Annotated in this window: 19 protein-coding genes, 2 rRNA genes, 2 pseudogenes and 1 riboswitch; of the genes and pseudogenes, 19 read left to right on the top strand and 4 right to left on the bottom strand. The window is 69.2% G+C overall.

Features of this window, described 5'->3' with window-relative positions; all coding sequences use genetic code 11:
* From ACGFW6_RS24535 to ACGFW6_RS24475, 13 genes and pseudogenes are all read left to right on the top strand, one after another.
* Nucleotides 1-105, top strand: a 23S ribosomal RNA gene (locus tag ACGFW6_RS24535); the annotation flags it as partial.
* Nucleotides 106-198: 93 nt separating this feature from the next.
* A 5S ribosomal RNA gene (rrf, locus tag ACGFW6_RS24530) occupies nt 199-315 on the top strand.
* A gap of 108 nt (nt 316-423) precedes the next feature.
* Nucleotides 424-1,032 carry a CDP-alcohol phosphatidyltransferase family protein gene (locus ACGFW6_RS24525; protein WP_380859870.1) on the top strand — a complete coding sequence of 203 codons (609 nt, stop codon included), beginning with the start codon at nt 424-426 and terminating at the stop codon, nt 1,030-1,032.
* Nucleotides 1,033-1,147: 115 nt separating this feature from the next.
* Complete coding sequence (locus ACGFW6_RS24520) at nt 1,148-3,643, top strand: sugar phosphate nucleotidyltransferase (RefSeq protein WP_393513591.1); 2,496 nt, start codon at nt 1,148-1,150, stop codon at nt 3,641-3,643.
* Nucleotides 3,644-3,752: 109 nt separating this feature from the next.
* A complete protein-coding gene (locus ACGFW6_RS24515) occupies nt 3,753-4,655 on the top strand; it encodes a DUF881 domain-containing protein (RefSeq protein ID WP_393513588.1) in 903 nt (300 codons plus the stop codon).
* Nucleotides 4,652-4,984, top strand: coding sequence for a small basic family protein (locus ACGFW6_RS24510; protein ID WP_003988855.1), 333 nt, complete (start codon nt 4,652-4,654; stop codon nt 4,982-4,984). Before ACGFW6_RS24515 ends, ACGFW6_RS24510 begins: the two co-directional genes overlap by 4 nt.
* A 5-nt stretch (nt 4,985-4,989) precedes the next feature.
* On the top strand, nt 4,990-5,850 hold the full coding sequence (locus tag ACGFW6_RS24505) for a DUF881 domain-containing protein (RefSeq protein ID WP_393513585.1): 861 nt from the start codon (nt 4,990-4,992) through the stop codon (nt 5,848-5,850).
* Nucleotides 5,851-6,283: 433 nt separating this feature from the next.
* A pseudogene (locus ACGFW6_RS24500) lies at nt 6,284-6,358 on the top strand (zinc-ribbon domain-containing protein); the annotation flags it as partial.
* An 18-nt stretch (nt 6,359-6,376) separates the two neighbouring features.
* Entirely contained in the window at nt 6,377-6,820 is a 444-nt protein-coding gene (locus ACGFW6_RS24495; RefSeq protein ID WP_393513652.1) for an FHA domain-containing protein, read from the top strand.
* A 41-nt stretch (nt 6,821-6,861) separates the two neighbouring features.
* Nucleotides 6,862-7,599, top strand: coding sequence for a MerR family transcriptional regulator (locus tag ACGFW6_RS24490; RefSeq protein WP_393513582.1), 738 nt, complete (start codon nt 6,862-6,864; stop codon nt 7,597-7,599).
* Between the two features lie 85 nt (nt 7,600-7,684).
* The gene (locus tag ACGFW6_RS24485) at nt 7,685-8,158 is read left to right on the top strand and encodes a bifunctional nuclease family protein (protein ID WP_004002801.1); all 474 of its coding nucleotides are present in this window, start codon (nt 7,685-7,687) and stop codon (nt 8,156-8,158) included.
* 262 nt (nt 8,159-8,420) lie between these two features.
* Entirely contained in the window at nt 8,421-9,083 is a 663-nt protein-coding gene (locus tag ACGFW6_RS24480) for a MerR family transcriptional regulator (RefSeq protein WP_393513579.1), read from the top strand.
* Between the two features lie 109 nt (nt 9,084-9,192).
* Nucleotides 9,193-10,701, top strand: a complete 1,509-nt coding sequence (locus tag ACGFW6_RS24475) for a DNA polymerase IV (protein ID WP_393513576.1) — start codon at nt 9,193-9,195, stop codon at nt 10,699-10,701.
* 358 nt (nt 10,702-11,059) lie between these two features.
* Here the strand turns inward: ACGFW6_RS24475 and ACGFW6_RS24470 are convergent, their stop codons facing one another.
* Nucleotides 11,060-11,461 carry a PRC-barrel domain-containing protein gene (locus ACGFW6_RS24470; RefSeq protein WP_393513573.1) on the bottom strand — a complete coding sequence of 134 codons (402 nt, stop codon included), beginning with the start codon at nt 11,459-11,461 and terminating at the stop codon, nt 11,060-11,062.
* Between the two features lie 114 nt (nt 11,462-11,575).
* A riboswitch (glycine riboswitch) is annotated at nt 11,576-11,671 on the top strand.
* A 175-nt stretch (nt 11,672-11,846) separates the two neighbouring features.
* On the opposite strand from ACGFW6_RS24470, the gene gcvP reads away from it, so the two are divergent.
* Nucleotides 11,847-14,732, top strand: a complete 2,886-nt coding sequence (gene gcvP, locus ACGFW6_RS24465; protein WP_393513570.1) for an aminomethyl-transferring glycine dehydrogenase — start codon at nt 11,847-11,849, stop codon at nt 14,730-14,732.
* 78 nt (nt 14,733-14,810) lie between these two features.
* Here gcvP and ACGFW6_RS24460 read toward each other — a convergent pair whose 3' ends face one another.
* From ACGFW6_RS24460 to ACGFW6_RS24450, 3 genes are all read right to left on the bottom strand, one after another.
* Nucleotides 14,811-15,233 carry a molybdopterin-binding protein gene (locus ACGFW6_RS24460; protein WP_393513567.1) on the bottom strand — a complete coding sequence of 141 codons (423 nt, stop codon included), beginning with the start codon at nt 15,231-15,233 and terminating at the stop codon, nt 14,811-14,813.
* Nucleotides 15,234-15,325: 92 nt separating this feature from the next.
* Nucleotides 15,326-15,847 (bottom strand): hypothetical protein, encoded by a 522-nt coding sequence (locus ACGFW6_RS24455; RefSeq protein WP_393513564.1) that lies wholly within the window; start codon nt 15,845-15,847, stop codon nt 15,326-15,328.
* 119 nt (nt 15,848-15,966) lie between these two features.
* Nucleotides 15,967-17,922 (bottom strand): amino acid transporter, encoded by a 1,956-nt coding sequence (locus tag ACGFW6_RS24450; RefSeq protein WP_393513561.1) that lies wholly within the window; start codon nt 17,920-17,922, stop codon nt 15,967-15,969.
* 392 nt (nt 17,923-18,314) lie between these two features.
* Here ACGFW6_RS24450 and ACGFW6_RS24445 point away from each other — a divergent pair.
* From ACGFW6_RS24445 to kdpB, 5 genes and pseudogenes are all read left to right on the top strand, one after another.
* Nucleotides 18,315-18,716, top strand: a pseudogene (locus ACGFW6_RS24445) (histidine kinase); the annotation flags it as partial.
* A gap of 249 nt (nt 18,717-18,965) precedes the next feature.
* Nucleotides 18,966-20,807 (top strand): APC family permease, encoded by a 1,842-nt coding sequence (locus ACGFW6_RS24440; RefSeq protein WP_393513558.1) that lies wholly within the window; start codon nt 18,966-18,968, stop codon nt 20,805-20,807.
* A gap of 323 nt (nt 20,808-21,130) precedes the next feature.
* Nucleotides 21,131-21,220, top strand: coding sequence for a K(+)-transporting ATPase subunit F (gene kdpF, locus ACGFW6_RS24435; protein ID WP_016434100.1), 90 nt, complete (start codon nt 21,131-21,133; stop codon nt 21,218-21,220).
* A gap of 8 nt (nt 21,221-21,228) precedes the next feature.
* Nucleotides 21,229-22,890, top strand: coding sequence for a potassium-transporting ATPase subunit KdpA (gene kdpA, locus ACGFW6_RS24430; protein ID WP_393513555.1), 1,662 nt, complete (start codon nt 21,229-21,231; stop codon nt 22,888-22,890).
* A complete protein-coding gene (gene kdpB / locus ACGFW6_RS24425) occupies nt 22,890-25,022 on the top strand; it encodes a potassium-transporting ATPase subunit KdpB (protein ID WP_393513552.1) in 2,133 nt (710 codons plus the stop codon). The genes kdpA and kdpB overlap by 1 nt, the downstream gene beginning before the upstream one ends.
* Nucleotides 25,023-25,024 lie beyond the last annotated feature (2 nt).

Below are 25,024 nucleotides of genomic sequence, written 5' to 3'. Positions count from 1 at the left end.
TTGATGGGGTAAGGCTCCCAGTAGACGACTGGGTTGATAGGCCGGATCTGGAAGCACGGTAACGTGTGGAGGTGACCGGTACTAATAGGCCGAGGGCTTGTCCTCAGTTGCTCGCGTCCACTGTGTTGGTTCTGAAACCACGAACAGCCCCATGCCAGGTCACGGCGTGGTGCGGCATGTTCGACAGTTTCATAGTGTTTCGGTGGTTATAGCGTGAGGGAAACGCCCGGTTACATTCCGAACCCGGAAGCTAAGCCTTACAGCGCCGATGGTACTGCAGGGGGGACCCTGTGGGAGAGTAGGACGCCGCCGAACTCCTTTTAGAGCTCTGGCTCTTGGGCACTCAGCCCGAGGGCCAGAGCTTTTTTGCGTTGAGGTAGGGTCAGGGGGCATCGTAGGTACGTTTCCCCAGGAGGCTCCCGGGTGGAGGTCCAGGAGACCCGTGTCCAGACAGACCGGGTCCTCACCATCCCCAACATCCTCAGCATGGCGCGGCTGCTTGGCGTGCCGCTGTTCCTGTGGCTGATTCTGAGGCCCGAGTTCGGCGGACCGAAGAGTGATGGCTGGGCCCTTCTGGTGTTGGCTCTGAGCGGCGTCAGTGACTACCTGGACGGCAAGCTCGCGCGGCGCTGGAACCAGATCAGCAGTCTCGGCCGGCTCCTCGACCCGGCGGCCGACCGGCTCTACATTCTCTCGACTTTGGTCGGGCTCACCTGGCGGGAGATTCTGCCCCTCTGGTTGACCGCTGCACTTCTGGCGCGTGAGCTGGTTCTCCTGGTGATGGTGGGCATCCTCAGGCGTCACGGCTATCCACCGCCGCAGGTGAACTTCCTTGGGAAGGCAGCTACGTTCAACCTGATGTACGCCTTCCCGTTGCTGCTGCTCAGTGACGGAAGTGGTTGGATCCCGTCACTCGCTGCTATTTTCGGATGGGCGTTCGCCGGATGGGGTACAACGCTGTACTGGTGGGCAGGAGTTCTCTACGTGGTTCAGGTCCGCCGCCTGGTCCGAGCGGACGCCATGGCCGAGTGAACTCGCGGATTGAAGCGGGCAGCGTTGCCCGATGGCCCGCGGTGGAAAAGTGCGGGACAATCTGGACGGGTGAAGTCGGCTAGACCGTCGTCTCTTAGAGGAGGACGCTTCCGACATGAAGGCCGTCGTGATGGCCGGAGGCGAAGGCACGCGCCTTCGTCCCATGACCTCAAGCATGCCCAAGCCGCTCCTGCCGGTGGCCAACCGGCCGATCATGGAGCACGTTCTGCGGCTGCTCAAAAGGCATGGGCTGAATGAGACCGTCGTGACCGTTCAGTTCCTGGCTTCGTTGGTCAAGAACTACTTCGGTGACGGTGAAGAGCTCGGAATGGAGCTCAGCTACGCCAACGAGGAGAAGCCACTCGGTACCGCAGGAAGCGTGAAGAACGCCGAGGAAGCGTTGAAGGACGATGCTTTCCTCGTCATTTCCGGCGACGCGCTGACCGACTTCGACCTCACCGAGCTGATCAACTTCCACAAGGAAAAGGGCTCGCTCGTCACTGTCTGTCTGACCAGGGTGCCCAATCCGCTGGAATTCGGTATCACGATCGTCGACGAGGAGGGCAAGGTCGAGCGCTTCCTCGAGAAGCCGACCTGGGGCCAGGTCTTCTCGGACACCGTGAACACCGGCATCTATGTCATGGAGCCCGAGGTATTCGACTATGTCGAGCCGGATGTTCCCGTGGACTGGTCCGGTGACGTCTTCCCGCAGCTGATGAAGGAAGGCAAGCCGATCTACGGCTATGTCGCGGAGGGCTACTGGGAAGACGTCGGCACTCACGAGAGCTATGTGAAGGCACAGGCAGACGTCCTCGAGGGCAAGGTCGACGTCGAACTCGACGGCTTCGAGATCTCGCCGGGTGTATGGGTGGCGGAAGGCGCCGAAGTGCATCCCGACGCGGTGCTTCGCGGGCCGCTGTACATCGGGGACTACGCGAAGGTCGAAGCCGGTGTGGAGATTCGGGAGCACACGGTCGTCGGCTCGAACGTCGTCGTGAAGAGCGGGGCCTTTCTGCACAAGGCCGTCGTGCACGACAACGTGTACGTAGGGCAGCACAGCAATCTGCGCGGGTGCGTCGTCGGAAAGAACACCGACATCATGCGCGCGGCCCGCATCGAGGACGGTGCGGTCATCGGTGACGAGTGCCTGATCGGTGAGGAATCGATTGTTCAGGGCAACGTCCGGGTCTATCCGTTCAAGACCATCGAGGCCGGCGCCTTCGTCAACACCTCGGTGATCTGGGAGTCGAGAGGCCAGGCGCATCTGTTCGGCGCCCGCGGCGTCTCCGGAATCCTGAACGTGGAGATCACGCCGGAACTCGCCGTGCGCCTGGCCGGGGCCTACGCGACGACCCTGAAGAAGGGTTCCACCGTCACCACGGCCCGCGACCACTCCCGTGGCGCGCGTGCGCTCAAGCGGGCGGTCATCTCCGCGCTCCAGGCCAGCGCCATCGACGTACGGGACCTGGAGAACGTACCGCTGCCGGTGGCGCGGCAGCAGACCGCGCGGGGCAGTGCCGGCGGGATCATGATCCGGACGACACCGGGTGTGCCCGATTCCGTGGACATCATGTTCTTCGACGGGCGGGGAGCCGACCTGTCGCAGGCCAGTCAGCGGAAGCTGGACCGGGTCTTCGCGAGGCAGGAGTACCGGCGTGCCTTCCCCGGTGAGATCGGGGACCTGCACTTCCCGGCCAGTGTGTTCGACTCGTACACCGGGTCGCTGCTGCGGAACGTCGACACGACCGGGATCTCCGAGTCGGGTCTCAAGGTCGTCGTCGACGCGTCGAACGGTAGCGCCGGGCTCGTGCTGCCCAGCCTGCTCGGCAAGCTGGGTGTGGACTCGCTGACCATCAACCCCGGTCTCGACGAGTCCAGGCCCACGGAGTCGGCGGACACGCGGCGGTCGGGGCTGGTGCGGCTGGGGGAGATCGTGGCGTCGGCGCGGGCCGCGTTCGGCGTGCGGTTCGACCCGGTCGGAGAGCGGCTGTCGCTGGTCGACGAGAAGGGGCGGATCGTCGAGGACGACCGGGCCCTGCTGGTCATGCTCGACCTGGTGGCGGCCGAGCGGCGCAGCGGGCGGGTGGCGCTGCCGGTGACCACCACGAGGATCGCCGAGCAGGTGGCGGCGTATCACGGCACGCAGGTGGAGTGGACGACCACCTCGCCCGATGACCTGACCCGGGTCGGGCGCGACGACACGACGATCTTCGGCGGGGACGGCAGGGGCGGGTTCATCGTCCCGGAGTTCAGCAGTGTCTTCGACGGCACGGCGGCCTTCGTACGGCTGATCGGGCTTGTCGCGCGGACGCAGCTCACGCTCAGCCAGATCGACGCCCGGATTCCGCGGGCGCATGTCATCAAGCGCGATCTTGCGACGCCCTGGGCCGTCAAGGGGCTCGTCATGCGGCGGGTCGTCGAGGAGGCCGGAGATCGCTTTGTCGACACGACCGACGGAGTGCGGGTCGTGGAGACCGACGGGCGGTGGGTGATGGTGCTGCCGGACCCGGCTGAGGCGGTCACCCATCTGTGGGCCGAGGGGCCGGACGACGCGTCCGCCCAGGAGCTGCTCGACGAGTGGTCCGCGGTCGTGGACAGCGCCGGGCGGTAAGGCAAGCAGCACACGCGCGTGCCGGACAGGTGTCCCCGAAAGGGGGCCTGTCCGGCACGCCGGTGGGGCCATTCGGAGGTAGCGGCCACGACGTGCGACGATGTGCGGCATGCCGCAGCCGCCCCCCGTTCGGAGCACATCCACGCCACCTGCGCGCCCGGACGCGTCCATGTCGCTGCTCAACAACGTCATGGATCACAGCCTCGACGACGGGTACGCCGAGGCCGCCGCGCGCAAGAAGGCCGCGGGTGACGGGGGGCTGCCCAAGACGCTGAGGGCGAAGCTGGGGCTCGCCGCCGGTCTGGTGCTCGCGGCGCTCGTGGTGACCGTGGGAGCGGCGCAGGCGCGCGTGGCGGCCCCCGTGGTGGCCAAGGAGCGCGAGGAGCTGATCGACCGCATCGACCGTGAGACGGCGACGGCGGACAAGCTGGAGGAGACCGTCGACGACCTGCGCGCCGACGTGAGCGCGCGGCAGCGCGAGGCACTCAAGACCGCCGGGGGCGACCAGGCGGAGCTCGTGGGCATTCTCGCGGGTGCGGTCGAGGTGCACGGGCCCGGCGTGAAGCTCGTCGTGAACGACGCCAAGGAAGCGGGCACGGACGGTGACGGCGACCCGCGCGGGTCGTCCGGTTTCTCCGACACCGGGCGGGTGCGTGACCGCGACATGCAGCGTGTGGTCAACGGGCTGTGGGAGTCGGGCGCCGAGGCCGTCTCGATCAACGGGCAGCGCCTGACGGCCCTGTCGGCGATCAGGGCCGCGGGTGACGCAATACTGGTCGACAACAAGCCGCTGGTGCCGCCTTACACGGTGCTCGCGGTGGGGGACGGGGAGCGGCTGAGCACCAGGTTCCAGGACAGTGCCGACGGGCTGTACCTGCACGCCCTGCAGGAGAACTTCGGCATCCGGACCAGCATTTCCGTGCAGGAGGACCTCCGCCTGCCCGCCGCCCCGAGTGTGATCGTACGTACAGCACAGCCGAACACCGAGAAAACCGAGAAGGGCACATCGTGATCGCCGTACTGGGCCTCGTCGTCGGAGTCGTGGCCGGACTGTTGGTCCGGCCTGAGGTTCCGGCGGTCGTCGAGCCTTACCTGCCGATCGCCGTCGTGGCGGCTCTGGACGCCGTCTTCGGGGGTCTGCGGGCCATGCTCGACGGCATCTTCGACGACAAGGTCTTCGTCGTGTCGTTCCTGTCCAACGTGGTCGTGGCCGCGCTGATCGTGTTCCTGGGCGACAAGTTGGGCGTCGGGGCCCAGCTGTCCACGGGTGTGGTCGTGGTGCTCGGCATCCGGATCTTCTCCAACGCCGCGGCGATCCGCCGGCACGTGTTCCGGGCGTGAGGCCGATGAGCGAGCAGGAGCAGACCCCGCAGAACAGGTTGCGCAAGGAGCTGCCCGAAGAGGTGGCGACGGGCGCCGGCGAGTCCTCGGACGCCCCTGAGGGCACGGACGCGCCCGAGGGGCAGCAGGCGCAGCAGGCCGGGCTGACCGGTCGGCAGCGGCTCGCGCAGGGGCTGTGGCCGCCCCGCGTGACCCGGGCCCAACTCATCGTCGCCCTGCTGCTGTTCGGCCTCGGGTTCGGTCTGGCGGTCCAGGTCGCGTCGAACAGCGACAGTGACAGCGCCCTGCGCGGCGCACGTCAGGAAGATCTCGTTCGTATCCTCGATGAACTGGACGACCGTACTCAGCGTCTAGAGGACGAGAAGCAAGGTCTCGAGAAGCAGCGGGACGAACTGGAGAACAGTTCGAACCAGGCCGAGGAGGCCCGCAGGCAGACGGTCGAGAAGGAGAGGCAACTCGGCATTCTGGCGGGCACGGTGGCCGCTCAGGGACCCGGCATCACGATGACCATCGACGACACGAAGGGAACGGTCGAGGCGGACATGCTGCTCGACGCGATCCAGGAGCTGCGCGCGGCCGGCGCGGAGGCGATCCAGGTGAACGGCGTTCGCGTCGTCGCCGGGACCTACCTCACCGATTCCGGCAACAGCGTGAGCGTCGACGGGAACAAGATCAACGCGCCCTATCGTTTCAAGGTCATCGGCAAACCGCAGGACCTCGAACCAGCGCTCAACATCCCTGGAGGCGTGGTGCAGACCCTCGAGAAGGAGCAGGCCACCGTGACGATCGAGCGGTCGGACAAGATCGTCGTCGACGCCTTGCGAGCGGCGAAGCGGCCTGACTACGCTCGGTCGTCCTCGCAGTGAACCGGGGGTGCATGGGGGACGTCCGGGGAGGGCATGAGGTTGCGGGGGGTCGGCGCACCGATTGGGTGGTGCGTGGTGGAAACTGTCTGGCGGAGACGGACGTTGTGAGGATGTCTGAGTCAGCCAGCGAGAGCAGTCAGGGTTCGTCCTGCCCCACGGGCGGGTCTGTTTCGGTCAAGGGGAATCGCCCGTGAAGTTGTTTGCGAAGTTGTTCGGCGGCAAGAGTGCGCGAGAGGGCAGCGACAACGCGACCGCTCGTCACCGTGCGCAGGGGGACGACGAGGGCCAGCGCCCGTTGTTCAGGGATCAGGTGTCTGGGCCGGGCGGTGACATTTCCGGAGGTCAGGGCGCGCCGTCAGTTGACCCTGGCCAGTCCGGCGGCATAGGTTTCGGGCAACCGTCAACCTCAAGTACGGGTGGAGGGTTTTCCCCGATGTCGGCCCTGGTGTGTACGAGGTGCGGTAACCGCAACGCGGAGAACAGCCGCTTCTGTTCCAACTGTGGTGCTCCGCTGCGGAGCGGCGCCATGCCCGAGCGGCCGTCCGAGACGACCTCCACGATCTCCATCTCCGGTATCGAGGCCTACGACGCCGAGACCACCGGTCAGACGCAGATCCCGGCGCTGTCGCCCGAGGCGCAGGCCGCTGTCGACGCGCTGCCGCTGGGCTCCGCGCTCCTGGTGGTGCGCCGCGGACCGAACTCGGGCAGCCGGTTCCTGCTGGACGGCGATCTGACCACCGCCGGTCGTCACCCGCAGAGCGACATCTTCCTGGACGACGTGACGGTCTCGCGTCGGCACGTGGAGTTCCGTCGCCTTCAGGACGGCTCGTTCACGGTGGCCGACGTCGGCAGCCTGAACGGCACGTACGTCAACCGGGAGCGGATCGACCAGGTCCCGCTGAACAACGGCGACGAGGTGCAGATCGGCAAGTACCGGCTGGTCTTCTACGCGAGCCAGCGGGGCTACTGACCCTCCCCCGGAGACCGTCCGGGGAGACCCAGGGAAGGTCCATGCTGAAAACACCGAGCGGCGGTGCCGGCCACGGCATCGCCGCCACGGACGGTCGGCTGATGAGTATCGGCGCGGTGCTGAACGTGCTGCGCGACGAGTTCCCTGACATCACCATCTCCAAAATCCGGTTCCTGGAGTCGGAAGGGCTGGTCGAGCCGCAGCGGACCCCCTCGGGGTATCGCAAGTTCAGCGTGCAGGACGTCGAGCGGCTCGGTCACGTCCTGCGGATGCAGCGGGATCACTATCTGCCCCTGAAGGTCATCCGGGAGCACCTGGACGCCATGGAGCGCGGGGAGGCGGCAGCCCTGCCGTCCGTGTGCCGCCAGCGGGACGGCGAAACGGTCCTGGAGGCCGTGGAGGCGCCCCCAGTGGCCCGGATCGGGCGTGCCGAGCTGCTGGCCGCCGCCGAGATCGACGAGCGTGAGCTCGCGGAGTGGGAGTCGTACGGCCTGATCGCTCCGCTGCCGGAGGGCGTGTACGACGCGGAGGCGGTCACCGTGGCCGCGCTCGTGGCCGAGCTGGGGCGGTTCGGGATCGAGCCTCGGCATCTTCGGGTGATGAAGGCCGCCGCCGATCGTGAGGCCGGGCTCGTGGACCAGGTCGTGGCGCCGCTGAAGCGGCACCGCAACCCACAGACCAGGGCTCATGCCGAGGCGCGCGCCAAGGAGCTGGCCGGGCTCACGGTCAAGCTGCACTCCGCGCTGGTGCAGACGGCCCTGGGGCTGCGGCTGCCCTGAGCGGGGCATGCACAGGAAGGCCGGATCGGCCACCCGTTCTCGGCCCGACTACCCAAACGTCCCGAGCACGGCCTAGGGTTGCTGTGTGAACGAGCTCGATGTCGTAGGTGTCCGGGTCGAAATGCCCTCCAACCAACCGATCGTGCTCCTGCGCGAAGTGGGAGGCGACCGCTACCTCCCCATCTGGATCGGGCCGGGGGAGGCGACGGCGATCGCCTTCGCCCAGCAGGGCATGGCCCCCGCGCGACCGCTGACCCACGACCTGTTCAAGGACGTGCTGGAGGCCGTCGGCCAGGAGCTCACCGAAGTACGCATCACGGACCTGCGTGAGGGCGTCTTCTACGCCGAGCTGGTGTTCGCCAGCGGCGTCGAGGTGAGCGCCCGCCCGTCCGATGCCATAGCACTGGCCCTGCGCACCGGGACGCCGATCTACGGCAGCGACGGGGTGCTGGACGACGCCGGCATCGCGATCCCGGACGAGCAGGAGGACGAGGTGGAGAAGTTCCGCGAGTTCCTCGACCAGATCTCGCCCGAGGACTTCGGCACCAGCAGCCAGTGAGATGTGGGCGGTGCCGGCCGGACTTGCGGTCCGTGGCGGTTCGGCCCACAGTCGGTAACAGCTCAAATGCCGGCATTTGCCAGCGGCGAGCGAGAGCGTCCCGAGGCCCGTTCCGAGGGCATTCGGCTAGCCTTTCCCCGCGGTGGGGTGCGGGAAACCACTCCTAGGGTGATTATCACTCGGCGTGCCGAGTGTGGCGATCGTTGACGCACCCCTGGTGACTGCCTACCGTCGAGAAGGCAGGTCAAGGACGGAGGTCGGCGTGAGAAGCAGCGGCGACGGTACGGCTGGGGGTGCCCCCGGGCGCAGTCTCGGGGCGAGCGGTCCGTACCCGCTTCACAGCAGCGCTGTTCAGGGCGGTGCTGCCGATCACGCTCAGCACAGGCCGACGGCCGTGCCGAGCACCGGCGGAGGGGCGGCGTCCATGGGGTCGGAAGAGATTGGCTACCGCGGTCCGACGGCCTGTGCGGCCGCCGGCATCACGTACCGCCAACTGGACTACTGGGCGCGCACCGGCCTCGTCGAGCCGAGCGTGCGGCCCGCGTACGGGTCCGGGACGCAGCGCCTGTACAGCTTTCGGGACGTCGTCGTCCTGAAGATCGTCAAGCGGTTTCTCGACACCGGTGTGTCGCTTCAGAACATCCGGACCGCCGTGGTGCACCTGCGGGAGCAGGGCTTCCGCGATCTCGAGCGCATGACGCTGATGAGCGACGGCGCGACCGTGTACGAGTGCAGCTCGCCGGACGAGGTGCACGCGCTGCTCCAGGGCGGGCAGGGGATCTTCGGGATCGCCGTGGGTGTGGTGTGGCGGGACGTCGAGAGCGCGTTGTCGCAGCTGCACGGCGAGCGGATCGACACCGGGGAGACGCTCATCGGGCACAACCCGGCGGACGAGCTGGCTCGGCGGCGTAACCGGGCGGTCTGAGCGGAGTTCGTGGCCTCGCCCGGCCGTGGAGCCGGTGGTCCGGCGTCCGTGGCAGCGAACGTGCGGTGATGGCGGGGCATTGTCAGTGGCGTGAGGCAGCATCGGAGATGTGAGAAACGCGCCCACGATCCTGCATCTCGACATGGATGCCTTCTACGCCTCGGTGGAGCAGGCATCCAAGCCGAGCCTGCGCGGGAAAGCCGTGATCGTCGGCGGGCTCGGGCCGCGCGGAGTGGTCGCCACCGCGTCCTATGAGGCCCGGGTGTTCGGGGTGCACTCGGCGATGCCCATGGCGCAGGCGCGGCGGCTGGCGCCGAACGCCGCGTATCTCGTGCCGCGCTTCGGGATCTACCGCGACATCAGCGAGCAGGTGATGGGGCTGCTGCGGGAGCTGTCGCCGCTGGTGGAGCCGTTGAGCCTGGACGAGGCGTTCGTCGATCTGGAGGCCGGGGGTGCGGCCTGGGACGAGGCGTCGGCGCGGCTGGTGGGGGCGAAGCTGCGCGGCGACATACGGGCCGCGACGGGGCTCGCGGGGTCGGTGGGGCTGGCCGCTTCCAAGATGCTCGCGAAGATCGGCTCGGAGCAGGCCAAGCCCGACGGGCTGGTGGTGATCGAGCCGGGGACGGAGCGGGCGCTGCTGGGGCCGATGTCGGTGCGGACGCTGCCGGGAGTGGGGCCGGCCACGGGGGACCATCTGCGGCGGGCCGGGATCCATACCGTCGAGGAGATCGCCGAGGCCGGTGAGGACGAGCTCGTACGGCTGCTGGGCAAGGCGCACGGGCATGCGCTGTACGCGATGGCGCTGGCGCACGACGAGCGGCCCGTGGTGGCCGAGCGGGAGACGAAGTCCGTGTCGGTCGAGGACACCTATGACGTGGACATCCACGACCGGGTGCGGGTCGGGCTGGAGGTGCAGCGGCTTGCCGATCGCTGTGTGGGGCGGTTGCGGGGGGCCGGGTTGTCGGGGCGGACCATCGTGCTGAAGGTGCGGCGGTACGACTTCTCGACCCTGACGCGGTCCGAGACCTTGCGGGGGCCGACGGATGATCCGGCGGTGGTGCGGGAGGCCGCCGCTCGGCTGCTGGAGTCCGTGGATACGACGGGTGGGGTGCGGCTGCTGGGGGTCGGCGTCAGCGGGCTGGCCGACTACACGCAGGAGGATCTGTTCGCTCAGGCGGCGGGGGAGCTGGGGAAGCTGGGGGAGCAGCAGCCGGTGGAGGGCGGGGAGGACGGCGTGGAGGCGGTGGCCGTGGCGCGGGGGGAGGAAGGGCCGGGCGAGCGGAGATGGCATGCCGGGCACGATGTGCGGCATGCCGAGTACGGGCACGGGTGGGTGCAGGGGAGCGGGCTCGGGCGGGTGACCGTGCGGTTCGAGACGCCGGGGTCGGAGCCGGGGCGGGTGCGGACGTTTCGGGTGGAGGATCCGGGGCTGGAGGCGGTGGAGCCGTTGCCCTTGGTGGAGGAGCGGCCCGGGGGGAGTGGGGGAAGCCGGGAGGTTCGGGGGAGTGGGGGAAGCGGCAGGGCTGGGGGAAGTGGGGGATCTGGCGTGGCGGGGGTGTCTGAGGGGTCTGAGGTGTCTGTGGTTGGTGGGGATGGTGCGGCTGCGGTTTCTGGGTAGGGCGGGGGCGGTAGCGGCGGGGGCGGTGCGGTTGCATCCGTGCGGTGGCAGCAGGGAGCGGCTGTGCGGTGGGTGTCTGGTTGCCCTGGGCCTGGGGTGCCGTGGGGGTGGGGACGCTCGCCCGCGCTGGCGGGGTGCCGCTGCGCCCACCCGTGCCGCCCCAGCGGCACGACTGCCCGCAGTTGGGTGCAGCTGGGGTGTAGCCGGGTGCGGCATGGCTTGCTGCGGCTGGGTGAGGCGTGACGTCCTGGGGCTAGGGGCAGGTGCGCGAGGCGCGACTGCCTGCAGTTCAGCCAGGTGCTGTGGTGGGAGGGGCCGAGAGGTTGTCTGTGTGGATGGGGGGGGAGGGGTGTGCTGGTCAGGGGTGCGGGGTTGTGGGGTCGTTGTTGTTGGGGGGTTCTGAGGAGGCCAGGTTGCCGAAGTCTCGGTCGGGGGGCGGGGGCTGGGCCGCCACGTCGAGGCCGTAGTGGTGATAGAGCTGGAGTTCCTGCTCGGGGGACAGGTGGCGGCCGACTCCGAAGTCGGGGGCGTCCTTGATCAGGGCGCGTTCGAAGGGGATGTGGAGGGTGCCCTCCACCAGCTCGCTGGGCTCCAGGGGGACGAAGGCGTCCCGGGAGAAGAGGCCGGTGCGTATCGCCGCCCATTCCGGCACCCCGGTCGCGTCGTCGAGATAGACCTCGTCGATGGTGCCGATCTTGGTGCCGTTGCGGTCGAAGGCCTTGCGGCCGATCAGATTGCGCGGATCGATGTCGGTCTGCACGGGCCCTCCACTTGGTCGCAACTCATCCGTAAGCACTACGAAAAGGCAGATTGGTGAGAGCGGCCACTCGAAGGTCCGTGCGTCGACCTCGCTGGTAGGCTGACTAGCGGCTGCTGACCCCGTGCGGGAGAGTCCTCCGGAGAACACCGGAGGCGCCGAAGGAGCAAATCCTCCCCGGAATCTCTCAGGCTCACGTACCGCACGGACGAGGTCACTCTGGAAAGCAGAGCGGGTGTCCGACGGCTTCCGCTCTCACCGACGGTGAAAGCCGACGGCCTTCGGGCGGTCCGGTGAAGCTCTCAGGTTGAGATGACAGAGGGGGAGGCCGTCCGGGTACCCGTGCCGTGGTGCCCCTCGAAGGTCGTCAGACCAGGAGGCCTCCGCAATGACCGCCCACCGCATTCCGCTCTCCGAGCTCGAGCAGGGAATCCCCTTCGAGCAGCGTCACATCGGTCCCGATCACGAGGCCCGCGCCAAGATGCTCGCCCAGGTCGGCTACGGCTCCCTCGACGAGCTCACCGCCGCAGCGGTGCCGGACGTGATCAAGAACGCCGACTCGCTGGACCTGCCGGGTGCCCGCACCGAGGCCGAGGTGCTGGCCGAGCTGCGCTCGCTCGCCGACCGCAACCAGGTGCTGGACTCGATGATCGGGCTCGGCTACTACGGGACCTTCACCCCGCCGGTCATCCTGCGGAACGTCATGGAGAACCCCGCCTGGTACACGGCCTACACGCCGTACCAGCCCGAGATCTCGCAGGGGCGTCTCGAGGCCCTGCTGAACTTCCAGACCATGGTCGCCGAGCTCACCGGGCTGCCGACCTCCGGTGCCTCGCTGCTCGACGAGGGGACCGCGGCGGCCGAGGCCCTGGCTCTGTCCCGGCGCATGGGCAAGAACAAGAAGGGGCTCTTCCTGGTCGACGCGGATGTCCTTCCGCAGACCGTCGCCGTGATCGAGACCCGTGCCGAGCCGACCGGTGTGGAGGTCGTGGTCGCCGACCTCAGCGACGGTATCCCGGCCGAGATCGCCTCGCGTGAGATCAACGGTGTGCTGGTCCAGTACCCCGGTGCCTCCGGTGCCGTACGGGACATCAAGGCCGTCATCGACCAGGCGCACGAGCTCGGCGCCCTCGTCACCGTCGCCGCCGACCTGCTCGCGTTGACGCTGCTGAAGTCGCCGGGTGAGCTCGGGGCGGACATCGCGGTCGGCACGACGCAGCGGTTCGGCGTGCCGATGGGCTTCGGCGGGCCGCACGCCGGCTACATGGCCGTCCACGAGAAGTTCGCGCGCAGCCTGCCGGGGCGGCTCGTGGGCGTGTCCGTGGACGCCGACGGGAACAAGGCCTACCGGCTGGCGCTGCAGACGCGTGAGCAGCACATTCGGCGGGAGAAGGCCACCAGCAACATCTGCACGGCTCAGGTGCTCCTCGCCGTGATGGCCGGCATGTACGCCGTGTACCACGGGCCGGACGGGCTCCGGGCCATCGCGCGGCGGACCCACCGGTACGCCTCGATCCTCGCGGCGGGCCTGACCGCCGGCGGCATCGAGGTCGTGCACGGCTCCTACTTCGACACGCTGACCGTACGGGTGCCCGCGAAGGCCGCCGAGGTTGTCGCCGCCGCCCGGCAGAACGGCGTGAACCTGCGCCTCGTCGACGCCGACCACGTCTCCGTCGCCTGTGACGAGACCACGCTGCGGGCCCAGCTGGGCGCGGTGTGGACGGCGTTCGGCATCGAGGGCGACATCGAGGCGCTGGACGCGAGCACCGAGGACGCGCTCACGGACGGGCTGCTGCGCACCGACGACTACCTCGCGCACCCGGTCTTCCACCAGCACCGCTCCGAGACGGCGATGCTGCGTTACCTGCGCCGCCTCGCCGACCGGGACTACGCGCTCGACCGCGGCATGATCCCGCTGGGCTCCTGCACGATGAAGCTCAACGCGACCACCGAGATGGAGCCGGTCACCTGGCCGGAGTTCGGGCAGCTGCACCCCTTCGCGCCCGCCGAGCAGGCGCAGGGCTATCTGACGCTCATCCGCGAGCTGGAGGAACGTCTCGCCGAGGTCACCGGCTACGACAAGGTGTCCCTCCAGCCGAACGCCGGCTCGCAGGGTGAGCTGGCCGGCCTGCTCGCCGTGCGCGGGTACCACCGGGCCAACGGCGACGAGCAGCGCACCGTCTGCCTCATCCCGTCCTCGGCGCACGGCACGAACGCCGCCAGCGCCGTCATGGCCGGCATGAAGGTCGTCGTCGTCAAGACCGCCGAGGACGGCGAGATCGACGTCGAGGACCTGCGGGCCAAGATCGAGAAGCACCGCGACGAGCTGTCCGTGCTGATGATCACGTACCCGTCGACGCACGGTGTGTTCGAGGAGCACGTCGCCGACATCTGCGCGCAGGTGCACGAGGCCGGCGGGCAGGTGTACGTCGACGGCGCGAACCTCAACGCGCTGGTGGGACTGGCCAAGCCGGGCCACTTCGGCGGCGACGTCTCGCACCTGAACCTGCACAAGACCTTCTGCATCCCGCACGGCGGCGGCGGTCCGGGCGTCGGACCGGTCGGCGTGCGCTCGCACCTGGCGCCGTACCTGCCGAACCACCCGCTGCAGCCGGCCGCCGGTCCGGAGACGGGCGTCGGCCCGATCTCGGCCGCGCCGTGGGGTTCCGCGGGGATCCTGCCCATCTCCTGGGCGTACGTCCGTCTCATGGGCGGTGAAGGGCTGAAGCGGGCCACGCAGGTGGCCGTGCTGTCGGCGAACTACGTCGCCAAGCGGCTGGAGCCGCACTTCCCGGTGCTGTACACCGGGCCGGGCGGGCTGGTCGCGCACGAGTGCATCATCGATCTGCGCCCGCTGACCAAGGCGACCGGAGTGAGCGTCGACGACGTGGCCAAGCGGCTCATCGACTACGGCTTCCACGCGCCGACGATGTCGTTCCCGGTGGCCGGGACGCTGATGATCGAGCCGACCGAGTCCGAGGACCTGGCCGAACTCGACCGGTTCTGCGAGGCGATGATCGCCATCCGCGCGGAGATCGAGAAGGTCGGGTCGGGCGAGTGGCCCGCCGAGGACAACCCGCTGCGCAACGCCCCGCACACCGCCGGCGCGCTGGGCGGCGCGTGGGAGCACGCGTACACCCGTGAGGACGCCGTCTTCCCCGCCGGGGTGTCGGCCGCCGACAAGTACTGGCCGCCGGTGCGCCGCATCGACCAGGCCTTCGGCGACCGGAACCTCGTCTGCTCCTGCCCGCCGCTGGACGCGTACGACGACTGAGCCGCTCCGGGCTGACGCACGCACGTAGGAAGGGCTCCCCTCCGGCCACACACGGCCGGGGTGGAGCCCTTCCGCGCGTCATACGGTCGTCAGGGCGACCTCCGTGGCCTCCACCAGGGCGACGACGGGGTCGCCGGGGGACAGGTCGAGGTCGGTCGTGGCGTCCCGGGTCATGGCGGCGGTCACCGCGCCGCCGTCGACCGCGATCTGCACCGACGCCATCGCGCCACCCGTGGCGATGCCGGTGATCGTGCCGGGGAGCCGGTTGCGCAGGGGCCGGCCGTCCTCGGTCGGGGAGATGGCCAGAGAGATGTGCGTGGACGTCACCAGGGCGTTCACGGTGCTGCCCGCGGCGAGGCCGAGCTCTTCGACAGCGGACGGGGCGATGGCCGCGATGAGGTCCTGGCCTCCGGTGAGACGGACGTCGATCATGGCCACGGTCTCGCCGGGGCAGATGGACGTGATCGTGCCGGGGAGCTGGTTGCGGATGCTCAGGCTCATGGGAGACGCCTCGCGCGGGATGTTTGATGTGCTTATACAGCTTTTGTCCCACCCTAGTCGCCGCCTCGCTCCGTAGTCCCCCGACGCCGTCCTCAGGTCATTCCGGACGCCCTGAGCACCTCACGTGCCTCCGCGTCGTCGATCTCGTGCCGCAGCTGCTCGAGTACGTCGATGCCCTCCAGCAGGGTTCCGCTCGCGCGTGAGCGGCGTACCCCGGTGTCCAGTTCGTGCCACAGCAGCGGGTTGGCGAGGAGGACGCGTGGGTCGAGTTCGACGCGGCGGCCGTCCGCGTCGCGCAGGGTGAGATGCGTGGAGACGTCGCCGTGCTGCCGTACGGTCACCAGTTCGTCCGTGCGCACCGCCTGACGTCGTACGAGTCCGCGCACCGCCAGCCATCCCGGGCCGGCGGTCACGCGCTGGGGGAGCAGGATCGTGAAGAGTACGGAGGTCATGACCAGCCACAGCAGGGTGCGCGGCGGCGTCAGGGTGTGGCCGTCCCAGTCGACCAGCAGGGTCATACCGAAGAACGTCACGGCGCAGCCCGCGGCGAACCGGGCACTGTCGTGCCAGTGACGGTCACCGGTGGGGGCCGGGCGCGGTCTGCTTCCGTCCACAGTGCCGACGGTAAGGGGCTTCGGCGCGGGAGCGAACGGCGCTGACAGTGCTCTGACGCCATACGGCTCATCGTTGACGCGATCCTGATGGACCGAGGCCGGATCGGCCGTGTCGGGCGTCAGCCGGTGTGCACGCGCGGCCTGCGGTCCCGGTCCGGCTCGGCCTCGCGCAGGACCTCACGGGTGACCGGGGCGACCTCGCCCTGCCCGAAGAGGAAGAAGCGCAGGAAGTTGTTGAACGGGGTGCCCTCGGTCCACTCGAAGTAGATGTGCGGGATGCAGCCGGTCGTGTCGCGGACGTACAGCAGCAGGGCGGCCAGCGCGTTGGGGATGGAGGAGGACTCCAGGGTCAGGACGCGGTAGCGATCGTGCATGACCTGGCCGCGCACAACCAGGCCGGCCTCGAACTCGGACGGGTCGGTGACCGTGACCTCGACGAAGACGAAGTCCTCCTGCGCGGAGAGGTCGTTGTCGGTGCGGATCTGCTCGATCTTGTCGCGGTACTCGGCCTTGTCCCGGTTGTCGGGCTCGTTGGCGATGAACCGGATCTTGCGGCTGGCGATGTCCCTGACGAATCGTTCCGCCATGTCGTCGAGCGTCACGCTCGTGACGCGGAGCTCGAAGGCGCGCAGCAGCCGGGACAGCAGGGAGATCAGGATGATGCCGGCGATGAAGCAGGCGCCGATCTTCACGCCGTCGGGGCGCTCGATGACGTTCACGACGGTCGTGTACAGGAACACGACCGAGATGACCGCGAAGCCGATGAACCAGTTGCGCTGACCGGCCTTGCGGGCCGCGATGGTCACGGCGATGGCGGCGGAGCTGATGAGCACCAGCACGCCGGTGGCGTACGCGCCGCCCTGGGCGTCCACGTCGGCGTCGAAGATCCAAGTCACCAGGAAGGCGACCAGGGTGAAGACGATGACCATCGGACGCACCGCGCGCGCCCAGTGCGGGGCCATGCCGTAGCGCGGCAGATAGCGCGGCATCAGGTTGAGCAGGCCGGCCATGGCGGAGGCGCCGGCGAACCACAGGATGGCGATGGTCGAGACGTCGTAGACCGTGCCGAAGGCGTTGCCGAGGTACTCGTGCGCGAGGTAAGCGAGCGCGCGGCCGTTGGCCTGGCCGCCCGACTCGAACTCCTTCTCCGGGATGAGCAGGGTGGTGATGAAGCTCGTCGTGATCAGGAAGCAGCTCATCACCACGGCGGCGGTGGTGAGCAGCTTCTTGGTGTCCCGGATCCGCCCCTTGGGGTTCTCCTCGGTCTCGCCCGCATCGCCCTTGACGTGCGGCATCACGGCGACGCCCGTCTCGAAGCCGGAGAGGCCGAGCGCCAGTTTGGGGAAGACGATCAGGGCGACGCCGACCATGACGAAGATGTTGCCGTGCTCGGCGGTGAGGGCGTTGGTCCAGTCGGTGACCACATGCCCCTCGGTGACGACGTGGTAGAGGCCGGAGACCACGACGACGGCGTTGAGCGCGAGGTAGATGCCTACCAGCGCGACCGCGACCCCGATCGCCTCCAGGAAGCCCTTGAGGAACACCGCGCCGAGCAGCGCGACGAGGATCAGGGTGATCACCAGCTGCTTGTCGTGCAGGGCGCTTTCCAGATGCGGGTTCTCGACCAGGTGGGTCGAGGCGTCCGCCGCCGACAGGGTGATGGTGATCAGGAAGTCCGTGGCCGCGAAGCCCAGCAGGGTCAGGACGAAGAGCTTGCCCTTCCAGAACGTCAGCAGCCGCTCCAGCATCGCGATCGAGCCCTGACCGTGAGGGCTCTCCTCGGCCACCCGCCGGTAGACGGGCAGGGCGCCCGCCAGGGTGACGATCACCAGCACGATGGTGGCGATGGGCGACAGCAGTCCGGCGGCGAGCGCGGCGATGCCGGGCTGGTAGCCGAGGGTCGAGAAGTAGTCGACGCCGGTGAGGCACATGACCCGGTACCAGGGCTGGCCCTCCTGAACGGGCGCCTTCTCGGCCTGCGGGCCCTTGGGAGCATGACCCTTGCCCATGTCGGACAGGCCCTCCAGCATCCAGGCGCGCAAGCGACTGGGTGGCGGGTGCTCGGTCGTGGCCATCGGCCTGCTCCTGACGTGCGGGTCGGCATGCGATTCCGGCCATGACGTGGACGGCTGCACCAGCGTAAGCAGAGAGTGACGCCCGGGCCCACGGATCAAGGGGGCGTGGGCGTCAAGCTTCCGTTAAGACTGGCCGGGTCGGCGTCGGCACCGCATCAACAGCTGGGCTTCCGTACCTGTTCGTGCCTGACTGGGCTGTATGGACGACGGATGGTGCGCGTGAACACTCAGCGTCACCAATGCCGCTGCACGACGCTTCGCCGTGGCGTCCGGAGCGTGGACGCGTCCTCGTCAAGACGGTGTCGACGTCCTGACGGTGAGCGCCAGGGATCCGTCAGGATCCCTGCCCAGCGGCCCGAGGAGCGGCCCGAGGAGCGGTGTGCTGAGAGCTGATGAACGACGTACCGCGCGGACGGCTGAGGGTCTCTCGGGGCGGCCCCAGGGGTGGGCCAGACGTACCGCATGCTCGACGAGGCGCGGCGGCGGGCCGGCCGTGGGGCCGAGGTGGTGGTGGCGTTCGCGGAGTGCCACGGACGCCCGCGGACGGAGGCGATGCTCGACGGTCTCGAAGCGGTGCCGCGGCTTCGCTGTGCACACCGCGGGGGCTGTACGAGGAGATGGACGTCGCCGCGGTGCTCGACCGCCGCCCGCAGGTCGCCGTCATCGACGAGTTCGCCCACAGCAACGTGCCGGGCGGCGGGCGCAACGCCAAGCGGTGGCAGGACGTCGAGGAGCTGCTCGCCGCGGGCATGGACGTCCTGACGGCCGTCAACGTCCAGCACCTGGAGTCCCTCGGGCGACCGTAGGGATCGCGGGTGCCGTGACGGCGGGCCTTGACGGGACTCTGAGGGGCCCCCGGCCGTTCTTGACGCGGCCGCGGCGACGCGACGCCGGCCATGCGCGTCAAGGTGTCGTCAGGGACGGCCGCCCGCGCGCGAAGAACCCGCAAGGAGCCGTCGGGAACGGCGGGATCCGGACAGAACCTGGGTCGGTCGCACGCTCCTCGCCCGCGACCGATCGTCCCTACGAAGGAGCCCGCACCCATGTCCGTCCTGACCACCGCGCCGGGGGCGACCCCCGCCGACGAGGAACCGCCGGACACCGGCGAACGGCACCGGCTCACCGCCGTCACCGGCCTCGCCGCCCTGTCCCTCGACGCGATGGCGTCGGTGGCCTACGGCCCCGAGGCGATCGTCCTGGTGCTGGCCGCGGCCGGTGCCCACGGCGTCGGCTTCACCCTCCCCGTCACGCTCGCCATCGCCGCGCTGCTCGCGGTGCTGGTCGCCTCGTACCGGCAGGTCATCGCCGCCTTCCCGGACGGCGGCGGCTCCTACGCGGTCGCCAGGACGCACCTGGGCAGGCGCACGAGCCTGGTCGCGGCCGCCTCGCTGGTCCTGGACTACGTCCTCAACGTCGCCGTCGCCGTCACCGCGGGCGTCGCCGCCCTGACCTCCGCCTTCCCGGGTCTCTACGACGACCGGCTGTGGCTGTGCCTGGCCGTGCTCGTGGTGATCACGGCGGTCAACCTGCGCGGCATCGTGGAGTCGGCGAAGGCGTTCATCGTGCCCACCGCCGTGTTCGTCGGCTCGATCCTCGTGCTCATCGCCGTCGGGCTGTTCCGGTCCGAACCCGTCAGCACCGCGACGGCCGCCGGACACGCCTCCGTGCTCGCGGACAACGCCACCACCGTGGGCGCCCTGCTCCTGCTGAAGGCCTTCGCCTCCGGTTGCGCGGCGCTCACCGGCGTCGAGGCCATCGCCAACGCCGTCCCCTCCTTCCGCGTCCCGCGCGCCCGCCGCGCCCAGCACGCGGAGATGGCCCTCGGCGCCGTCCTCGGGGTGATGCTGACCGGGCTGTCGGTGCTGATATCCCGCTTCCACCTCCAGCCGGTCGAGGGCGTCACCGTCCTCGCCCAGCTCGCGGACGCCTCGCTCGGCCACAACTGGGCGTTCTACGTCATCCAGTTCGCCACGATGGTGCTGCTGGCCCTGTCCGCGAACACCTCCTTCGGTGGACTCCCGGTGCTGCTGAAGCTGCTCGCCCGGGACAACTACCTGCCGCACGTGTTCGCGCTGAAGGCGGACCGGCAGGTGCACCGGCACGGCGTGCTGGCGCTGGCCGCCGTCTCCACCGCGCTGATCGTCTTCTCCGGCGGCGACACCAACACGCTCGTGCCGCTCTTCGCCATCGGCGTCTTCGTCGGCTTCACCATCGCCCAGGTCGGCATGGTCCGGCACTGGAGGACCGAGCGCGGGCCCGGGTGGCGCGGCAAGGCACTGCTCAACGGCTTCGGCGGGCTGCTGACCGGCATCGCGGCCGTCGTCGTCACCGCGACCAAGTTCGCGGAGGGCACCTGGCTCATCGTGATCGCGCTGCCCCTGCTGGTCGTGGCCTTCGAGGCCGTGCACCGGGCCTACGCGCGGATCGGCGAGCGGCTCGGCCTCGGCCGGATCCCCGAGCATCCGCACCGGGACCGCTCGGTCGTGATCGTGCCGGTCTCCTCGCTCTCCCGGCTCACCTCGGAGGCCCTCACCGCGGCTGCCTCGCTGGGCGACGAGGTGCGCGCGGTCACCGTCTGCCACCCGGACCCCGAGGACCGGTCCGCGCTGCACGCCCTGGAGCGCTCCTGGGCCGAGTGGGACCCCGGCGTGCCCCTGGTCCGGCTGGCCGGTGACCGGCGTGCCCTGGGCCGTCCCATCGCCGCGTACGTCCGTGACGTCATGGCCGCGGAGCCGGCCACCCGGGTGACCGTGCTGATCCCGGAGACCGAGCCGGAGCGGCTGTGGCAGCGACTGCTGCAGAACCAGCGGGGCGCCGTCGTCGCGCACGCCGTGCGCAGGGAGACGGACGCGGTGATCTGCAGGCTGCGGTTCCGCATCTCCTGACCCGGACCGAGCCGCCCGTCACAGCGCCGGGCGGCTCGCTCCGCGTCGGCCGCGGCACACCCGCGACCTGCGGTGATCGGGTCACCGTAAGAGAACCGCCAAAGGCGCGCAGCGGGCCGTAAGAGAACCGTCAAAGGCGCGCAGCGGGCCGTAAGGGAGCCGTCAACGGCGCTCGAATCCGGCCACGCAGGCTGTTTCCTCGAATCGTCCCTGTCCGACCGAACCTCACTCCAGGAGTTCACGATGGCCGATCTGGCCTTCGTCGTCATCACGATCGCGTCCTTCGCGCTGGTGGCTCTCGTCGCCAAGGGGGTGACGAAGCTGTGACCGCCGAGAACATCGTCGGCCTCGTCGTGGCCGTCGCCCTGCTGGGCTATCTCGTCCTCGCCCTGATCTTCCCGGAGAGGTTCTGAGCCTAGATATGGGTCCTGTCCTCGCCGGCGTGCTCCAGCTGCTCGCCCTGATCGCGGCACTGGCACTCGCCTACGTCCCCCTCGGCACCTACATGGCCAAGGTCTACTCCTCCGACAAGCACTGGCGGGTCGAGAAGTGGATCTACAAGGGCATCGGTGCCAACGCCGACACCCAGATGCGCTGGCCCGCGTACCTGCGCGGCGTCCTCGCCTTCTCCGCCGTCGGCGTCCTGTTCCTCTACCTGCTCCAGCGGATCCAGGGCGTGCTGCCCGGTTCGCTCGGTTTCTCCTCGATCGACCCGGACCAGGCGTTCAACACCGCCGTGTCGTTCGTGACCAACACCAACTGGCAGTCGTACTACGGCGAGCAGGCCATGGGCCACGTCGTGCAGACCGCCGGTCTGGCCGTCCAGAACTTCGTCTCCGCCGCCGTCGGCATCGCGGTCGCCGTCGCGCTCGTGCGCGGCTTCGCCCGCTCCCGCACCGGTGAGCTGGGCAACTTCTGGTCCGACCTGGTGCGCGGCACCGTCCGCATCCTGGTGCCGGTCGCCGCCGTCGCCGCGGTCGTCCTCGTCGCGTGCGGCGCCATCCAGAACTTCTCCGGCATCCACGAGGTCGGCCAGTTCATGGGCGGACAGCAGCAGTGGAACGGCGGCGCGGTCGCCTCGCAGGAGGCCATCAAGGAGCTCGGCACCAACGGTGGCGGCTACTTCAACGCCAACAGCGCCCACCCCTTCGAGAACCCGACCCCGTTCTCGAACCTGTTCGAGATCTTCCTGATCCTCGTCATCCCCTTCGCCCTGACCCGCACCTTCGGCCTCATGGTCGGCTCGGTGAAGCAGGGCTACGCGATCCTCGCCACGATGGCCACCATCTGGCTCGGCTTCACCGCCCTGATGATGTGGACCGAGTTCGCCCACCACGGCCCGGCGTTCCAGATCGCGGGCGGGGCGTACGAGGGCAAGGAGGTCCGCTTCGGAGTCGGCGCCTCGTCGATCTTCGCCACGGCTACCACCCTCACCTCGACCGGCGCGGTGGACTCCTTCCACTCCTCCTTCACCGGCCTCGGCGGCGGCATCACCATGCTCGGCATGATGCTGGGCGAGATCGCGCCCGGCGGTACCGGCTCCGGTCTCTACGGCATGCTGATCATGGCGATCATCGCGGTGTTCATCGCCGGCCTGATGGTCGGCCGCACCCCCGAGTACCTCGGCAAGAAGATCGGCTCCCGCGAGATCAAGCTCGCGGCCTGCTACATCCTGATCACCCCGGCCCTGGTGCTCGTCTTCACCGCGTTCGCGATGGCCCTGCCCACCCCGGGCAACTCCATGACCAACAGCGGGGCGCACGGATTCTCCGAGATCCTCTACGCCTACACGTCCGCCTCCAACAACAACGGCTCGGCCTTCGCCGGTCTGAACGCGGACACGCAGTGGTTCAACAGCACGCTCGGCCTGTGCATGCTCTTCGGACGTTTCCTGCCGATGATCTTCGTGCTGGCCCTGGCCGGCTCGCTCGCCGAGCAGAAGCCGGTCCCGGAGACCGCGGGCACCCTGCGGACCGACAAGCCCCTGTACACGGGCCTGCTGGTCGGCACGATCATCATCATCACCGGTCTGACGTACTTCCCGGCACTCGCACTCGGGCCCCTGGCCGAGGGGTTGGCGTGATGACCACCCGTACAGACAAGCAAGAGGACTCGATGTCCACAGCCACCCCGACCCGGGCGCCGCACAGCGACGTACCCACCGGTCACAAGTCCCCCGAGGGCCGTGTGGGCGCGGGCCTCTTCGACCCGAAGCAACTCCTCAAGTCGCTGCCGGACGCCCTTCGCAAGCTCGACCCGCGGGTGATGGTCAAGTCACCCGTGATGTTCGTGGTGTTGATCGGCTCCGTCCTGACCACCGCCTTCTCCTTCAAGGACCCCGGCGACTGGTTCGGCTGGACCATCAGCGCCTGGCTGTGGCTGACGGTGATCTTCGCCAACCTGGCGGAGGCCGTCGCCGAGGGCCGGGGCAAGGCGCAGGCCGACACCCTGCGCAAGGCCAAGACCGACACCGTGGCCCGCCGGCTCACCGGCTCCGTCGAAGAGCGGGTGCCGGGGACCGAGTTGCGGATCGGCGACCTGGTCGTCTGCGAGGCCGGCGACATCATCCCCGGTGACGGCGACGTCATCGAGGGCGTCGCTTCCGTCGACGAGTCGGCGATCACCGGCGAGTCGGCCCCCGTGATCCGGGAGTCCGGCGGCGACCGCTCGGCCGTCACCGGCGGCACCAAGGTCCTCTCCGACCGCATCGTCATCAAGATCACGACGAAGCCCGGCGAGACCTTCATCGACCGGATGATCAACCTGGTCGAGGGCGCGGCCCGGCAGAAGACGCCGAACGAGATCGCGCTGAACATCCTGCTCGCGTCGCTGACGATCGTCTTCCTGCTGGCCTGCGCCATGCTGCCGCCCCTCGCGGACTACGCGGGCACGCACCTGACGATGGTCGTGCTGGTCGCCCTGCTGGTCTGTCTGATCCCGACGACCATCGGCGCCCTGCTCTCCGCGATCGGCATCGCCGGCATGGACCGGCTGGTGCAGCGCAACGTGCTCGCCATGTCCGGCCGCGCCGTCGAGGCGGCCGGTGACGTCTCCACGCTGCTGCTCGACAAGACCGGCACCATCACCCTCGGCAACCGCCAGGCCGCCGAGTTCGTCCCGGTCACGGGCGTCACCGAGGCCGAGGTCGCGGACGCCGCCCAGCTCTCGTCGCTCGCCGACGAGACGCCGGAGGGCCGATCCATCGTCGTACTGGCGAAGGAGAAGTACGGCCTGCGCGAGCGCCACCAGGGCGAACTGGTCGGCGCCCAGTGGATCGCCTTCACCGCGCAGACCCGGATGTCCGGTGTCGACGTCGACGGGCGCAAGATCCGCAAGGGCGCGGCCGGTTCGGTCATCGCCTGGGTGCGGGACCAGGGCGGCACGGTCGCCGACGACGCGGACCGCAGCGCCAACCGCATCTCCGAGGCCGGCGGCACCCCGCTGCTGGTCGCGGTGGAGGATGCCGAGGGCGCCCGGATCCTGGGCGTCATCCACCTCAAGGACGTCGTCAAGGACGGCATGCGCGAACGGTTCGAGGAACTGCGCCGCATGGGCATCAAGACCGTCATGATCACGGGCGACAACCCGCTGACGGCCAAGGCGATCGCCGACGAGGCGGGCGTCGACGACTTCCTCGCGGAGGCGACTCCCGAGGACAAGATGGCGCTCATCAAGCGGGAGCAGGCCGGCGGCAAGCTGGTCGCGATGACCGGTGACGGCACCAACGACGCCCCGGCGCTCGCGCAGGCGGACGTCGGCGTGGCGATGAACACCGGTACGTCGGCCGCCAAGGAGGCCGGCAACATGGTCGACCTCGACTCCAACCCGACCAAACTGATCGAGATCGTCGAGATCGGCAAGCAGTTGCTGATCACCCGCGGTGCGCTGACCACGTTCTCCATCGCCAACGACGTCGCGAAGTACTTCGCGATCATCCCGGCGCTGTTCGCGGTGGTCTACCCGGGCCTGGACAAGCTCAACGTCATGGGCCTGTCGTCGCCGGACTCGGCGATCCTGTCCGCGGTGATCTTCAACGCGCTGATCATCATCGCGCTGGTGCCGCTGTCCCTGAAGGGCGTGCAGTACCGGCCGGTCAGCGCCGACCGGCTGCTGCGCCGCAACCTGACCGTCTACGGTCTGGGCGGCCTCATCGCGCCCTTCATCGGCATCAAGCTCATCGACCTTCTCATCTCCCTCATCCCCGGGATCGGTTGATC

Source organism: Streptomyces sp. Y7, from assembly GCF_043195415.1.
In the GTDB taxonomy this organism is placed as follows: Bacteria; Actinomycetota; Actinomycetes; order Streptomycetales; family Streptomycetaceae; genus Streptomyces.
The sequence above is the reverse complement of the archived record's forward strand: the minus strand, read 5'-3'. Positions and strand labels throughout refer to the sequence as shown.

Bases quoted from the DNA above. Each gene is read 5' to 3' on its own strand.
- kdpA (WP_393513555.1), top strand. From the start codon at position 21,229: ATGGGTCCTGTCCTCGCCGGCGTGCTCCAGCTGCTCGCCCTGATCGCG.
- ACGFW6_RS24440 (WP_393513558.1), top strand. From the start codon at position 18,966: ATGTCCGTCCTGACCACCGCGCCGGGGGCGACCCCCGCCGACGAGGAA.
- ACGFW6_RS24460 (WP_393513567.1), bottom strand. From the start codon at position 15,233: ATGAGCCTGAGCATCCGCAACCAGCTCCCCGGCACGATCACGTCCATC.
- ACGFW6_RS24505 (WP_393513585.1), top strand. From the start codon at position 4,990: ATGAGCGAGCAGGAGCAGACCCCGCAGAACAGGTTGCGCAAGGAGCTG.
- ACGFW6_RS24495 (WP_393513652.1), top strand. From the start codon at position 6,377: ATGCCCGAGCGGCCGTCCGAGACGACCTCCACGATCTCCATCTCCGGT.
- kdpB (WP_393513552.1), top strand. From the start codon at position 22,890: ATGACCACCCGTACAGACAAGCAAGAGGACTCGATGTCCACAGCCACC.
- gcvP (WP_393513570.1), top strand. From the start codon at position 11,847: ATGACCGCCCACCGCATTCCGCTCTCCGAGCTCGAGCAGGGAATCCCC.
- ACGFW6_RS24520 (WP_393513591.1), top strand. From the start codon at position 1,148: ATGAAGGCCGTCGTGATGGCCGGAGGCGAAGGCACGCGCCTTCGTCCC.
- ACGFW6_RS24490 (WP_393513582.1), top strand. From the start codon at position 6,862: ATGCTGAAAACACCGAGCGGCGGTGCCGGCCACGGCATCGCCGCCACG.
- ACGFW6_RS24450 (WP_393513561.1), bottom strand. From the start codon at position 17,922: ATGGCCACGACCGAGCACCCGCCACCCAGTCGCTTGCGCGCCTGGATG.
- ACGFW6_RS24515 (WP_393513588.1), top strand. From the start codon at position 3,753: ATGCCGCAGCCGCCCCCCGTTCGGAGCACATCCACGCCACCTGCGCGC.